9 protein-coding genes are annotated in these 15,032 nt (G+C 38.5%); 1 reads left to right on the top strand and 8 read right to left on the bottom strand.

The window, feature by feature from the left end:
* Window positions 1-22: 22 nt before the first annotated feature.
* The 4 genes from C6N34_RS02570 to C6N34_RS02555 form a co-directional block, all read right to left on the bottom strand.
* Window positions 23-778: a ribonuclease T2 family protein gene (locus C6N34_RS02570; RefSeq protein ID WP_181884023.1), complete on the bottom strand. Its 756-nt coding sequence runs from the start codon at window positions 776-778 to the stop codon at window positions 23-25.
* Between the two features lie 64 nt (window positions 779-842).
* Window positions 843-4,397, bottom strand: a complete 3,555-nt coding sequence (gene brxC / locus C6N34_RS02565) for a BREX system P-loop protein BrxC (RefSeq protein WP_115538435.1) — start codon at window positions 4,395-4,397, stop codon at window positions 843-845.
* Entirely contained in the window at window positions 4,384-4,986 is a 603-nt protein-coding gene (locus tag C6N34_RS02560) for a DUF1788 domain-containing protein (protein ID WP_115538434.1), read from the bottom strand. The genes brxC and C6N34_RS02560 overlap by 14 nt, the downstream gene beginning before the upstream one ends.
* 228 nt (window positions 4,987-5,214) lie before the next feature.
* Window positions 5,215-5,367, bottom strand: coding sequence for a hypothetical protein (locus tag C6N34_RS02555; RefSeq protein WP_057176922.1), 153 nt, complete (start codon window positions 5,365-5,367; stop codon window positions 5,215-5,217).
* Window positions 5,368-5,591: 224 nt separating this feature from the next.
* Between C6N34_RS02555 and C6N34_RS02550 the strand changes: the two genes are divergently transcribed.
* Window positions 5,592-6,218, top strand: coding sequence for a 7-carboxy-7-deazaguanine synthase QueE (locus C6N34_RS02550; RefSeq protein ID WP_115538433.1), 627 nt, complete (start codon window positions 5,592-5,594; stop codon window positions 6,216-6,218).
* A 195-nt stretch (window positions 6,219-6,413) separates the two neighbouring features.
* Here C6N34_RS02550 and C6N34_RS02545 read toward each other — a convergent pair whose 3' ends face one another.
* From C6N34_RS02545 to C6N34_RS02530, 4 genes are all read right to left on the bottom strand, one after another.
* The gene (locus tag C6N34_RS02545) at window positions 6,414-7,259 is read right to left on the bottom strand and encodes a hypothetical protein (protein ID WP_236107361.1); all 846 of its coding nucleotides are present in this window, start codon (window positions 7,257-7,259) and stop codon (window positions 6,414-6,416) included.
* Between the two features lie 211 nt (window positions 7,260-7,470).
* Window positions 7,471-8,874: an MFS transporter gene (locus C6N34_RS02540; protein ID WP_115538431.1), complete on the bottom strand. Its 1,404-nt coding sequence runs from the start codon at window positions 8,872-8,874 to the stop codon at window positions 7,471-7,473.
* 203 nt (window positions 8,875-9,077) lie between these two features.
* Complete coding sequence (locus C6N34_RS02535; protein ID WP_115538430.1) at window positions 9,078-13,814, bottom strand: non-ribosomal peptide synthetase; 4,737 nt, start codon at window positions 13,812-13,814, stop codon at window positions 9,078-9,080.
* Between the two features lie 61 nt (window positions 13,815-13,875).
* Window positions 13,876-14,892: a sterol desaturase family protein gene (locus C6N34_RS02530; protein WP_236107359.1), complete on the bottom strand. Its 1,017-nt coding sequence runs from the start codon at window positions 14,890-14,892 to the stop codon at window positions 13,876-13,878.
* Between the last annotated feature and the right edge of the window lie 140 nt (window positions 14,893-15,032).

The raw sequence follows: 15,032 nt of genomic DNA, 5'->3' as shown, positions 1-15,032 counted from the left end.
AAAATTTTTTAAAAAATCTTTATTAGTTTAAACTGCTAACACCAAAGCCATCAACCACAACTTGACTACAAGACTGACCACCACTGGGAAGTAGGAGATCCGCCAGTTTTTGACCAACCTGAGGGCGTTTGATTTTCAGACGAATTTCGGTGGCCAAATTGTTCCTAGAATCGCATTTAAGACTCAAACTGGAAGAACTACCACTGCCAAAAGTTCCTTCAAATGCTGTTTTTACCTGATCTAGGGAGATTGTTTCACCTATGTGCTCAACAAACAAATTTCGCACTTGAGAATCATTAAATTCCTTCAGTAGGTCTACAGATAAATCATAGTAATCATCCGAGTTTCTCCCATCACAGGTTCCATGTTTGATCCATTCATGACGTTCAAGACTAGACTCTCCAAAACCCGGCATTACTTCATCTAATTCATCAGTAGTTTCTCCGTCTACCTCCACTGTGGGTAAATCTTTCCAGTTCCCGGTTTTGTCGTTCTTGATATTACTAGCGGAAACATTACAGTATTCCAACTTATCCGGCCATAATCCATGTAAGGTGAAGTTACTAGCATCGTAGCTGGTTGCTGTTTGTTCCTGACATTCTGCTTTATCCCCATGGGTTTCACAAAATCCAGGTTGCCAGGATAATGCTAAAGTATATTTTTGAGCGCATCCTTTGGTGGGACAATTATCTGCTATTGCAGTTCCTTGATGAGTAAGTAGGAAAGCTAGTATACATGCTATTACTAGTCTTACAGATTGCATAAGTCGTCTAGTCATAAGTTCAGATTCGTTAGAAAACACACAAAATTTATCACATTATATTTATCACATTATTTTGGCATCATCTCTCCAAACGGATTCTGTAACCTGTTTGAATCTGTTTGAGAAATTCCTCCCGCAATACTCCCAGATACACCTCCACATCTTCTTCATTTTCTAGCACTTTGCTGGGAGTAAACCTCCCCAACTGAATAAAAGTGATGGGTTTTACTTGCTCTGGTATGTGGTTTGCTGTATGATATGATTTGCCCAATTTTTCTTGAACTTTTTGAGCTTCAGCATCTATTTTCTTCCATAACTGGTTTGTCTTGTCGCTTAATTCGCTCCGATGGGCGATCGCTGAATCAATAGTTTTGATTTCCGATGGGTGAAAATTGTTTATCTCCTGCGTGATCTCAGAAATTTCATTGACAATCGCTGGGTATTGCTCCTGAATATAATCGCGTATTTCTTTTTCTTGGTTTTCCATTTCCCGATGCAGTTCTCCAATCTTTTGTCGGAGGATTTCCTGTATTTTTTGCTGCACTGGTTTCAGCAAATTTGGCAACAGCTGTATTTTACTGGTTGGGTCATCCATATTGAGAATTTCCTCAACTGATTTTACCTGCTCCAGCAGTTCCTCTTCCTCAATATGGCGCAATTCTGGTTTCAACTCTTTTAAACTCTGTTGAGCTTCTTGAAATATTTTCAGTTGTGAGGTGAAGAAAGACCTTAACTTTTGTAAGTCATCAATATATTCTTCCAGGTCATCCCGACGACCACGAACAAGCTGAAAAAACTCCTGTTCATGAGAGTTATCCGTTCTTAGCTCTTCTAGCATGGCTATGTGGTCTTTCAGCAAATTCCCAAATGGTAATTGCTGTTCTTGAGTCAGTTTTAACCATTCTTTTAACCTTTGAACATGTTGCCATAAAAGTTCTTCATAGGTTTGAAATAATTTGCCACTTTCCGTAGGTATGTCTAGTATATTCTTATCAAGTAATTGACTGGCTAAGTCTCTAGCCACCTTTAAACTAGCTGGATCAATGGTACTAGCCAATCTCACAATATAAGTTTCTTTACCATCGCGAGAAAGTAACTTATCTATTAGTCCTTCCTCTTGTAGATTGACCTTATTTTGTGCGTGTCTCAATTCAACTACACCTGCATTAGCCAACTCTGCCATTATCCCTAGGGTGTCTAGCTCTGACCAACCATAGGGAGTACAGGTAAATTTATCTATTAAAGATTTAATCGTAGTTGGATGATGTTTATTTTGACTATGCAAAAAAGATTCCATGTCTTTTCGTGCGGATATATTAACGTCCTTAACCACCTCTCCATCGGTGGTCTTTTCTTGGATATGACGAGTTAAGGCATTTTTCACCTGATCTGAATTTTCAAATCCACTATCGATGTATTTTAACTTGCTGTAGGCATTGTTAATTAAATAGGTAAGAGCTTGTTTTAATAACTCTGTTGCAAATTCAGTTCGAGTAATTTCTACTTTATTGCCATAACTAAACACATCCGCACTGGCAATAAGTTTTTGTAGGCTATCTTTGATATTTTTCTCCCGCTGTGTATTTTCATCTTTCCGTGCTGTTATAATCTTTTGAATACTGGGACTAAGATTACTACCGGCTTTTTGGCGCAAATACTGATCGGTTTGACTAAACGTCTCTAAGTCTTGCAAAAGGTGATCCTCATTCCCTAGCCTAATTAATAACTCTGGACTTGACTGGGTTGTGATTAGACACTTTGTATTGTTCTCAAATTCAGCATAGTTTTCTCCATAGGGAGTAATAATATGCACAGTTAGTTCTTGTAATTTCTTTCCATGATCACGCTCATCTAACTTTCGATTGAATGAATACTTACGTTTACCAAATTTGAATTCCCTATCGGTCAAAATTGATCCCCACACCCATTCTTGCAGTTTTTTGTAAATCTCCCCTGGGTTCACCCTTGTGTTTTTAATTTCTTTACTAATATCTTGCTCTTCGTTTGTGAGAAATATGTATTCATCTGTATTACGCTGAATTAGGGTTTGTTTTTCCAATCTTCCCAGGGCTTCTGCTACTTGTTTTTTCAAGCCTAGTCTATCTTCATCTATGTCGGTTAAACTCAAAGTCGTTAAGTTTTCTAAGTTTGCCCTAATCTCTTTAATATATTTAATCATAAATAGGGTTTTTAAGAGCTGAATATCAAACTCCTTTAGTTGGGGATTATTCGTAGCCTGGGTAATCACCTGACTAATAACACTATCCAAAAAACCCTCAATGGCCAAATAAAAAGTATGAAAAGGAACTAACTTACCCAGGGATTGTGCGGAAATTGCTTGGGAAGCAACCTGAAAAGCATCCAGCAAGGAGCGTTCTCCTGATGCTAAATGTTTACCCGCAGAACCCATTAGCCGAATTTGGGTAAATACCTTCTGCAACAGATAAAACTGATAGGGAATAAACGGATAGGCTGCCACAAAATCCTGTGCATCCTTATACCCTGGCATATCCGCAGAGTCCTTAAATGTGATTTGGTTTGTGAGAATGGCAATTTTTTCGGTATATAAAACTTTTAAACGTTTTTTGGCTTCGTCAGTTTTAGACAATAACCGTAATTTAATTACCTCATCAGTATTAGCAGAAGATAAATTCAGAGGACGATGAAAGCGCCCAATAATTTTAGAGAAGTCTTCCCCCTTGATTTTGTTTTTGGTGATTTCATCCATAGCTTCTTGGGATGTCACCACCACCCAAGCTCTTCCCTGACTATGGATACCCAGATCTTCCACTACTGTTTGCAGATTGAGCATTAATTTGGTATCTTCGCCAATATACTGACCTACTTCATCTACCATAAAAACTAGGCGATGTTTTGGTCCCTTGGTGTGTAAATACTCTTTAACCGTTTTAGCAAAGTCTTCTGGACTTAAAGTATATTTCTCATTGAACTTTAATAGGCGATTAGCCTGTTCTCCACTCATTCCTGTGCTAACGGTTAAAGCAGCAACAATATCATCTTGATAAAAGGCCCAAGCTTCTCGAGTTTCTTCCCAGGATTGGTTGGTTTGGCGATAAAAAGCCTCTTTGAAGGGCTGATACTTACCTTGACTCGCTAATTGACGTTCAAATCGGGCAATTTCCGGTGTTGTGCCAAAATACCCTAAATGGTCGTCAAAGACTTTTTGGAACACCTTGGTAATGGTTTCTTTGTCATTTTTGTTATTGGCATCCGCCTTAGAATCAATATTAAAGAGAATTACATCACAGTGAGTTTGTGCTGATAAGGCAATATTTGCCAACAGGGATGGATCGGGAATTCTTTGGGAATCAAAGTAATCTAAAGCCCGATTATTTCCCACTGAACGGTTTTCTAGTAGATAGGAAAGTATTTTCAAAAAATGAGATTTGCCAGAACCAAAGAATCCGGAAATCCACACACCCATCTTATCCGTGGGACTTTCAATTGATTCAGCAAATCTGCCAAAAAAGGTATAAAAATGCTTTTTGAGTTCTTCGGTAACTACATACTCTTCTAACTCTTGACGGATATTAGTATCATCCTGCTGTCCCACCTTGATGACACCATTAATACTGCGGTTAATATCCTTGGCAAACAGTTCAGCAATGTTCATAGACAGCTCCATGATGTGGTATTAAAGCAAAAGCTCGATAATAGTTATCACTTTTAAAGGTATTAAATAAACAGAGTTCATGTCCATCATAGGATCCAGGAAAGAACAGCACTAAGGGAATGTGGTCAAGATAAGGTTGTAGACCATTCAAAATACTGTGGGATCTAATTAGGGGCCAACTCGCTCCAACTCCAGTCAGGAATACTAATTGTTCGTTCCCCTGGAGATGGTTTTGGATCTGAGTAATCACCTTTTCGGGTCTAACTATGGGTTGGATTTTATTCCAGAGAGATTTGTGTCCTTCTTTCGCTTCTACAATAAAAGCTTTATTGAGAATTCCTTTTTCTTGTAATATCTCTAGGATTATGTTATACAGATTGAATTCTTTAACGACTAGATTTATTGGATCCCTAGTTAACTGCGAAATAAGTATTTTAGTATATTCTTGGACATATAGTTCATCTTCTGGAGCATAATCAAAAACGTAGAAACCAATCTCATTGCCAATACCACGATTGCCCAACAGTCGGGAGTCTTGTAGTTTAGGTAGTAGTTGATTTAATCGTTCCTGAATACTCAATTTAGACATCTGTTTAGGTTAGCAGCACTCAAGAACTAGTATAACAGGCGATCGCATTTTTGAGGAGGGGCTATTATATTTTATGTTATGTTTTATCCAGATAGGTTTGCAGACCATAGCGTGGTTCTTATGAAGCATCAATTGGCAAAGCTTCTTTTTGATAGAGAAGTCAAAGCGCTAGGATCATTCAACCAGTTAGGTTTATAGACCGTAGCGCGGTTCTGTAGTAATATCCACTTACCAGGATGCTAATCTACCCCTCTTATAGGGTACACCGGTAAAAGGTTGAAAACCAGTCATGGGATAAGCATCATCGGTGGGGCTGAATATGCGCATAAAAGCTTCACTGAGAAATTGAACAACTCTAGAAAGCGATTTGGAGATCATCATAAACTTCGACTCCTTATTATTATGCTATTTATCTGATGTACCTGCAGTGTAATTCCAAATCTTGGGACTGACTCATTTTTGTAATATATATACAAGTAACTCAACTTTTCTTAAAAGTTCAATTGGAGTAGTTTTAGGTAAGTTTTATTGGTATAAAATAAACTTGAGAATATTTTCTCGTAAGAAAATATAGTCATCCACCTTATGAGTAGAAAACCAGAGAAATGTCGATTTTAGAAATCAAGCTACCCATTCATGAAACTTTTCAGAGTACAGTTCAAGGTGAAGGGTATTGGACTGGTTCTTTAGTAGATTTTATTCGCTTGTCTGGTTGTCCATTGAGCTGTCCTTGGTGTGACACTGGTTATGCGGATGGTGGGGCAAACTTACCACGATTTGAGCGTACCATTGGTGAGCTTCTAGCAGAACTAAAATCTCCGAGAATAGTTATTAGTGGTGGAGAACCATTCATTCACAAGCATTTACCTGAATTAGTTGAGGCCTTGTTAGATGCTGGTAAACAAGTTAATATTGAAACATCAGGATCTTTTTGGAAAGAAGTTCCTTTATCAGCTTGGATCACCCTATCTCCCAAGGAACATATTAACCCTAAATATCCAGTACAGAATCAGTTTTGGAGTAGAGCTAATGAAGCGAAAATAGTTATAGAAACTGGTCAGGAAATTGATTTTTATCAAGAACAGTTATCCGCACACCCTGATTTGTGTGTCTACCTACAACCTGAGTGGAATAGTTCATCAAAATCACTGGCTCTGATTTTGCAGTTATTACAACAAAAACCCGATTATAAACTTTCTTTACAAACACACAAATATATAGGTTTACAATGAGTAGGTTTTTTGAGTAGGTTTTTTCTCCTAACACTTTATAAAGTTATAAAGGTGCAATAGACTTACTTACGAGTTAAAATAAAATGCGATCGCTTAATGCGGACTCAAAAAAAATGTGGTAATTATCAGGTGGGAATTTGAAAATAGAGTTCCCAAGAACGGTTGTTGTGTGTTGACAGTTTTAAGATCCCAATATCATTGCTCCTGATTTTTTATTTGGTTGACACCCAATTGAGACAGAATAACTGCCAAGTGCTGTAGCGTCTCTGGTGAAAGTCCTTCTAGGAGGTCCTGAGGAGAATATTGCTTTAACACCTCTTCGGGAGAATATTGCTTTAACACCTCTTCGGGAGAATATTGCTTTAATACCTCTTCGGGAGAATATTGCTTCAACACTTCTTCAGTTGGTATCTCTCTCAAGTGACTTATTACAAAATCTTTTTTGAATTGCTCTAATGTGTATGTCATTGGCAGTTTCTCCTTTAAGTAAAACTCATATAGTTGTTGCATTAATATGCTATACTCGCTCTTGCGATAACTTTCTTGATAATGGCTAATCGCTTCTTCCACCACTTCTGCTCTCGCACTAAACAGTCTCCACAACTCATTGTTGACACTTTTGGGTATTTTCGACAGCACTATCAGTCTCACGTTCATGCTAACACATTCTATATCATAAACCCCTTCACTGACAGTTTTCCATTTTAATCTCCCCATTAATTGGGTCGGTTCGTGGGTTGTTAATCCGTACAGTCTGTAATCCTCCTCTGGTAGCAGGTTCGACAAGGATTTACTTGTTTGCTTCCGATAATTGACATAGTGTCCTATTAGTTCCATTAGTGACCAAACTGTGAATGATTCATGAATGGACTTATAGCTGATTAGGTTGTGTTTAGACATGTTTTCTAAACCTGCTGGATACAAATTGAATCCACTGTCTTTATATCTCTTAATGACTATGATGTCTAGCAGTTGTTTTCTGATGGTTAGATCCTTTTCTACTTCTACCTCATAAGGGCTATTATAGAAGTGGACGGTCATAAACATTCCTAAGAGGCGGTGCCAGTCTCTATTTAGGGTGTCGGAAGACTTTTTTTTCTGAGGTTTGGGTTTTTTACTTACCATAACCGGACTGTTCGCATAATTTATTAGATGTGGGTTAATTACCCCATGTCAATATAGTATCAGAAATTATTAAGTGGCTCAGTGGAATTAAATATAAGATTAACGTAGGTTGGGTTTCGTATTAAACTCAACCCAACCTTGTATCTGGTAACTCATCTTCTACAAGACGCAGACGGGGATAAAAGTAGCAAATGAAAGTAAAAAGGATGCTAAATAGGCCCATGATGACGAACATTAAACCAATACCGCGACCATGGCCAATACCAATTATTTGTCCAATGGTGTTTGCTGCTGGTCCGTCAGCTTGCATAAAGGGTTCAAATAGTTGATCAGCTAGTGGTCCTGCTAGCAGAAAAGAAAGGGGTAGAAAACCTTGAGTAACTGCTATGCGGAAGGCAAAGACTTTTCCTTGCACTTCTGGAGCAACTTTCTTTTGATAAATTACCTGGATTGCACCATTAACAATGGGGACCATAAGAAATATAAAGAAATCGGAGATGGTAAACAGAATTGGGTTAGGACGTAACCCGGCTACAATATAGAATATACCTAAGAAAAACATCGAGGTAAAGATGAGGTTGATTTGGCGCTTTGGTCCTCCCCAGATGCTGATGATAAAACTGCTAACTAACATTCCAGAGCTTGCTATGGAAGAGATTGTACCTAGTGCTTCTGTTGAAGCAAAGGAAAGAACTAGAGGTGTGGTGAGAGCTTCAGCACCACCAATAAGAAAGTTGGCGATTGCAATAAGAAAGACTAGGCCAATTAGTCCAGGTCTCTCGATAAAATAATACCATCCAAAGGATAATTCTTGCCAGAATGAAGAGAATAAACCAGCTTCCTCGGTTTCAGTTTCTTTGGTTTTAACTTCGGGGAAATTCACGACCAATAAGCAAAGCAAGGCAAAACACAAAGTACATAAATCAATGAGAACCACTCCGGGAATTTCAACGCTCACTAAGAGTACAGTTGCTACCACTGGTGAGAGAATTTCTGCAACAGCTAATCTAATTTGGGTCATGGAACTGGCGCGACCCAGTTGTTCTTTTGGGACTAATAATGTGGTAGCTGAAGAATAAGCGAGGGCTTGAAATGCACTAAAACTAGCATTAAAGGCGCTAATTAGGCACAGAGTCCACACTTCTAGCTGGTTATTCATAAATAACCAAGCAATAGTTAAGGTACATAAACCAGCACAGAAGTCACTAATAATCATAATCCAGCGTCGGGGAAAGCGGTCAACAACTACTCCTGCAATGGGAGAGATAATAATCGTAGGTAAAGTCGTTGATAGAATTAGGAGGGTGAATTGGGTGGCTGAATTAGTATGTTGGTAAAGCCAAATACTTAAAGCAAAACTGGTCATGCGAGAGCCAACCAGAGATAATACTTGGCCAATCCAGATGAGGACAAAAACGCTCATGCTGGGAGCTTTCTCTGCTTGCTGATTGGAACGGTCCCCAGTCCACTTAAATAAAGATGATGCAAAACTGGGTTTTTGTTTTAATTCTGTTGGGTCGTTATCTAACATAGTAACAGTTATGACTGTATAAGTGGGTGGGTGAAATTAAATATAAGATGAACGTAGGTTGGGTTGAAGTATGAAACCCAACGCCCGCACGGGTCGAGGAACGAGACCCATCCTACAAATACAAATAATTGTGCCTCCCTACTTATTTCAATATTTTCAGTTAGCAAGGTAATTTGGCAGTTAAAACAGGCATGGAATTGTAATTATCCAAATTGGGTAATTGGTCTGTTTGGATTTTGCACAATTTTTTGGAGAATTTCTTGGTAATAAGTAAACATAAACTCTATAGTATCATTTGTAAATAGCTCCGTGCTGTAAAAAACTTTAATTTCAATGGTGGGATTATTTACTGAAGGTGAAGAAACATAAATTTCTAAAGGAATTTCTTCATCCCATAAACTCAGATCACGCTTAATCGATACAAATTCAAAATCCAACATCCGGTTATGCCAATTTTGTGGGGGTAACATAGTTAGGGATGCAGAGATATTCAGTGGTTGTTTACTGGTGATAGTGTCAATGACTGTTCGAGAGGCAATTTCTTTATTGTTGATTGCTTCTATGAGGGTTTGTTGGACTTGTTCTAGAAGAGTAAGTGCGGTTTCCTCAGATGAGAAATGAGAGTGCAAAATTACATCGTTGATGAAGCAACCGAGCATTGTTTCAGTTTCCACTGAACTACGATTACCAACTGTTGTCATTACTAAAATATCGTTTTTACCGCTGTAATTAAACAAAAGTATGTTCAGAGCAGTGATGATAATCACAAAGATAGTAACTTTTTGCTCAAGACTGAAGGCTTCAATTGACCTAACCATACTGGCTGATAAAACTATGGAATAAACGGATGCACTCCTACTCACCTGTGGCGGAATGTTAGAAAAATTATCAGCTATTTGTGAGGTATTGGTTAATTTCTCTACCCAATAGGCCAACTGCTTTAATAAGTAGTGTAAATGTCGAAATGCCATCGGTACTTGTTGAACCATTTGGTTAAATAGTGCGGTCGTGATAAGCAAGATGGTAATACCGTGGGTTTGTAAGCTACTGGCAAAATCTCGTGGTGATAGTATGGTTTCTCTATCGAGAATTACGAGTTTTGCACCATTGAGTAATGCTCCCCAAATCTCAAAGGTAGCAGCGTCAAAGCCAGTATTAGAAGCTTGTGCAATTACATCTGTCGGTTGCAAGTTTACATAGTCAGTATTGACTACTAACCGCACTACCCCGCAATGAGTAACCATCACACCTTTAGGTTGACCCGTTGACCCTGATGTGTAAATAACATGAGCCAAATTATCCGGGGTAGTATCGCAGTTCAAGTTCTGTTGGTTCCTTTGGGCAATGATGGACCAGTCCCGATCTAAACAAATCTGCTCAACATTGGTCAGTTTTCCCCCTAGCTGCTGTTCTGTCAAAAGTAAAAAGGCTTTTGCATCTTGCAGCATAAATGTCAAGCGATCGCTCGGATGGCTAGGATCCAATGGTAAATAAGCACCTCCAGCTTTCAGGATCCCTAGCATGGCGATGATGATTTTAGGCGATCGCTCTAAATAAATTCCCACCAAAGTTTGTGCACTAACACCCAGAAACTGCAAATAGTGGGCTAGTTGATTGGCTTGATTATTTAACTCCCGATAGGTAAGTTGTTGATTTTCCCATTGGATAGCGATCGCATCTGGTGTTCTTTCTACTTGTTGCTCAAATAATTGATGAATACATTGGTGAGGATAATCAGTTTGTGTGTTATTCCATTCCACAAGTAGCTGATGTTTTTGCGCTGCTGAGAGTAATGGTAATTCTCCCACCTTTTCATCAGGATTACTAACAATAGACTCCACCAAAGTTTGAAAATTATCTACCATGCGGGCGATGGTTGTGGTGTCAAACAAATTGGCGTTATATTCAAAGGCTCCTATGAGTTCTAAATTTACTTCTTGCATCGACAGGGTCAAATCAAAAGTCGCTCCTGCTGTAGGTCTATTTAATTCAATTTGGGTTACATTCAGACCTGGTAAGTTGAATTTTTCCAAGGGAGAATTTTGCAATACAAACATTACCTGAAACAGGGGACTGAGATTTTTGTGCCGTTTGGGTTGTAGAGCTTCAACTAGGGTATCAAAAGGTAAGTCTTGATGAACATAAGCATCAAGAGCAACCTGTCGCACCTGGGATAATAGTTGTTTAAACGTAGGATTGTTTTCTAAGCGAGTACGTAAAACTAAAGTGTTGACAAAAAACCCAATTAATGACTCGAGGGCTTGACGATTGCGGTTAGTAATAGGGGAGCCAATAACAATATCTTCTTGGCCAGTGTAACGATAAAGAAAGGTGACAAAAGCTGCTTGCAGCGTCATAAATAGAGAAGTACCCGACTTCTGACTTAATATTTTCAGTTTGTTAGTCAGGTCATTACCCAATCTAAACCGGTGGATACTACCGCGAAATGTTTGAACAGCGGAACGGGGGTAATCTGTTGGTAATTCTATGATTGATGGAGCGTCTGCTAACTGTTGTTTCCAATAGCTTATCTGGGTATTGATAACATCATTTTGCAGCCCTTGACGTTGCCAGTAAGCATAATCTGCATACTGAACTGGCAAGTTTGCCAGGGGAGAATTTCCATATAAACTCGACAATTCCTTGAAGAAAATTGCTACTGACCAAGCATCCGAGATTATGTGGTGCATGGTGACTAGCAAAATATGGGAATTTGATTCCAGGCGAATCAGTTTTACTCTTAGTAGAGGGGCTTGGCTTAAATCAAAAGCTTCTGTATATTCAGCGGTAATTAAGCGTTGTAATTCTGCCTCTCTTTCAACTTCTGCTAGGGTTTGTAAATCTACTAATGGTAAGGTGAATGATAAAGTTTCTGCAATAAATTGCACTGGTTTTCCTTCTGATATACCAAAAGAAGTACGCAGGGTTTCGTGACGTTGAATAATTGACTGCACTGCTTGTTGAAGTGCCATTAAATTCAGGGAACCAAATAAGTGCAAAGCTCTGGTAATATTGTAAGCTGCATTTGCTCCTTCCATTTGGTCAAGAATCCAAAATCTCTGTTGAATCAAAGATAAAGGTGATTCTGCAGTTCGGGAAACTGGCTGTAAAATTGGGAGGGAATTAGTGGGATGAAAATCATCCTGAAAAGTTGTAACTTTTTCGCTTAAACTAGCTATAGTTGGCGCTTCAAATAAAATGCTGATGGATAGCTCCAAAGATAGGGCTTCGCGCAATCTTGATACAACTAAACTGGCAAGTAGAGAATGTCCCCCCAATTCTAAAAAGTTGTCATAAATGCCTACTTTCTCCAGTCCTAAAACTTCTCCCCAAATGTTAGCTATTAGTTCTTCTTGGGGGTTACGGGGTGCAACAAAGTTACTAATTCCAGCAGATAGATTTGGTACGGGTAAATTATTCCTGTCTAACTTTCCGTTGGGTAATACTGGCAGTTTTTCTATCAACACAAAGGCATTAGGAACCATATAATCTGGTAGTTTATGCTCTATAAAGTTCCGAATTTCTGCCAAGTCTAAGGTTTGAGTGTTAGGGACGATATAGGCAACCAAGCGCTGATCTCCCGGTATATCCTCTCGGAGGCTAATTGCACCTTCTCGAACTGAGGGATGCAGTTTTAATATGGCTTCAATTTCTTCCAGTTCTACGCGCATCCCTCGGATATTTACCTGAAAGTCAATCCGACCAAGAATTTCTAAAGTACCATCTTGGCAGTGTCGAGCTACATCCCCGGTTTTGAAAAGTTTTTGCTGGGGATTAAAGGGATTATTAATAAATTTTTCAGCATTGGCATGGACGCGGTTTAAATAACCACGTGCTAATGTACCACCAGCTATGTGCAGTTCTCCAGATTCTCCATTTTTCACCGGTTCCAGTTGGGAGTTGAGGACGTAAACCTGTTGCATGTCTTGGAGGGGATTACCAACGGGAACATATCCTTGTTCAATATCGCAGTTTTCAGGAATGGGATAAAAAGCATTACCAATAGTTTCCGTTTGACCTAGGATATTAAAAAATTGAGGTGGAGTTTGAAATAGGTTACGTAATTTCTTAATTAGTTGATAAGGTAGTAACTCCCCGCCAAATATGAGGTATTTTAGCTTTGATTCCCCTATAGCTACTGTATATTTTTTGTCTAAACTTTCCAAAGCCATGAGTCCATAACGCCACACCGAGGGCACGCCATCACAGATAGTGACCTCTTGTGTTTCAATTAGTTCAAATAACCTAAGGGGATCTCTGGTTTTTTCACGGGTAGCAATAACAACAGCTGCGCCTTGGGATAAGGGTAGGAATAGTTGTCTGACTGAAGCAGTAAATGAGAAAGATGCTGTATGCAGGTAAATATCTTGGTTATCAACCGGGATTATTTTAGTTATACCCTGGAGATAATTCACAATACTGCTATGGGGCATTTGTACTCCTTTTGGCTTACCAGTAGAGCCAGAAGTATATATTAAGTAGGCCAAATTATCTGGTGTAACATCACAACTGGGATTATCTTCACTTTGTTGCTCAATTTTTTGCCAGTCCGCATCTAAACATAAAACCGTGGCGTTGATAATAGGCAGCGCCTCTAAACACTGATTTTCAGTTAAAACTACCTTTGGCTTGGCATCCTCTAGCATAAATGCTAGCCTTTCCTGGGGATAAGCAGGGTCCAAAGGAACATAAGCACCACCCGCTTTGAGGATACCCATAATTCCAATAACTATTTCTATGGAACGAGTTACACAAAGACCTACAAACACCTCTGGTCCTACACCAATCGATTGCAAATAATGCGCTAGTTGATTGGCTTTACAGTTTAATTCTCCATAGGTCAACTGCTGATTTTCAAAGATTATTGCCACTGCATCAGGCGATTTTTCTACTTGCTGCATAAACAGCTCGTGAACAGACTTGTTTTGAGAATATATCATACTATCAGATTAGTATTAACTTATATGTAATATAGACGGGACTACAATTGATCACTGGAATTCAGACTGTGGTTTGATTGATTTGCTTGATTTGCTGCAAAATTGATTTAAATGGTTGTAAAAATATATTGGAGACACTATTAAATAAATTGGATTCTCCATTAGCCAAACCAAAATTCAGTTTTTCATAACTAGTTGGGATATATAAAGAGCCAAAAATCCAGTCCCAAATTCCAAAAATATAACCAAAGTTTTTATCATAATGCTTTGGATCCACACTATGATGAATTTGGTGTTGTGCTGGACTGATAAAAATGTGGCTAACCCATTTGGGGTAAGCTAACCAGATATGAGAATGACGCAAGTTATATCCAGCTAAATAAAAGATAAAGAGATCGAGACTAACTCCACAAACTAATAGACGTTTTATTTCTGTACCAAACAAATAGCTCCAGATACCAGTTCCTAAACCCGTGGCTGTAGTAATGATTATTATTCCCACAAGCAACTCAACTGGGTGGGTTCGATATACAGTCAAAGGTGTGATCACTTCAGCAGAGTGATGCACCTTATGAAATTGCCATAAAGTCTGGTTTTTGTGAGAGAGATAATGGTAGAAAAAATTAGCGAAGTCAGCCAATAATCCTATGAACAAAGTAAATATTAAGTTATGCCAGATATGGGCGTTAGAAATAGCCCAGGGTGCTGTAATATTCGTTATTTCTGTCAGAGCTTTGTTAGTTATATCCGCAATGTTATCTAAATATATTGCTATTGGCTCTACAAAAACTATTTCAAATAAGGCAATGGCAAAAAAGTATTTGTACTGAGTAACTGATGATGGATGTGTATAGACTTCTTTGGGTAATATGTATTGCAAAAAAGTCACATCTTCTTGCCACTTTTTAACGTAAACATATATTACTATAGCAATTAGCACAGATCCCAACAAGTATACCCAATATATTTGGGATGATCCCAGAAAGAATAATTGGAATGGGTAGATAATTAAGTCAAAAATCCTTTTTTCTAACACAAACATTACTGCCTCAAATACAGCCACATCGCAGTACAACATATTTTTCCCTTTGTCAACTCTGTTGATAACAATACCCTAAAATTTAGACTGCATGATGAAGTTGCGCTATATTCCAGTTTAAATCATAAGGGCGATTACAAAGCACTCTCTCTCTTAATTCTAGTTAAAATAAAATGCGA

This window comes from Cylindrospermopsis raciborskii Cr2010, from assembly GCF_003367075.2.
GTDB lineage: Bacteria > Cyanobacteriota > Cyanobacteriia > Cyanobacteriales > Nostocaceae > Raphidiopsis > Raphidiopsis raciborskii.
Note: the sequence above shows the minus strand (reverse complement) of the source record. Positions and strands in the feature narration are given on the sequence as shown.

What these genes read in the sequence shown, in the direction of transcription:
- C6N34_RS02570 (WP_181884023.1), bottom strand. Translation starts at nt 778, where the DNA reads ATGACTAGACGACTTATGCAATCTGTAAGACTAGTAATAGCATGTATA.
- brxC (WP_115538435.1), bottom strand. Translation starts at nt 4,397, where the DNA reads ATGAACATTGCTGAACTGTTTGCCAAGGATATTAACCGCAGTATTAAT.
- C6N34_RS02560 (WP_115538434.1), bottom strand. Translation starts at nt 4,986, where the DNA reads ATGTCTAAATTGAGTATTCAGGAACGATTAAATCAACTACTACCTAAA.
- C6N34_RS02555 (WP_057176922.1), bottom strand. Translation starts at nt 5,367, where the DNA reads ATGATGATCTCCAAATCGCTTTCTAGAGTTGTTCAATTTCTCAGTGAA.
- C6N34_RS02550 (WP_115538433.1), top strand. Translation starts at nt 5,592, where the DNA reads ATGTCGATTTTAGAAATCAAGCTACCCATTCATGAAACTTTTCAGAGT.
- C6N34_RS02545 (WP_236107361.1), bottom strand. Translation starts at nt 7,259, where the DNA reads ATGACCGTCCACTTCTATAATAGCCCTTATGAGGTAGAAGTAGAAAAG.
- C6N34_RS02540 (WP_115538431.1), bottom strand. Translation starts at nt 8,874, where the DNA reads ATGTTAGATAACGACCCAACAGAATTAAAACAAAAACCCAGTTTTGCA.
- C6N34_RS02535 (WP_115538430.1), bottom strand. Translation starts at nt 13,814, where the DNA reads ATGATATATTCTCAAAACAAGTCTGTTCACGAGCTGTTTATGCAGCAA.
- C6N34_RS02530 (WP_236107359.1), bottom strand. Translation starts at nt 14,892, where the DNA reads ATGTTGTACTGCGATGTGGCTGTATTTGAGGCAGTAATGTTTGTGTTA.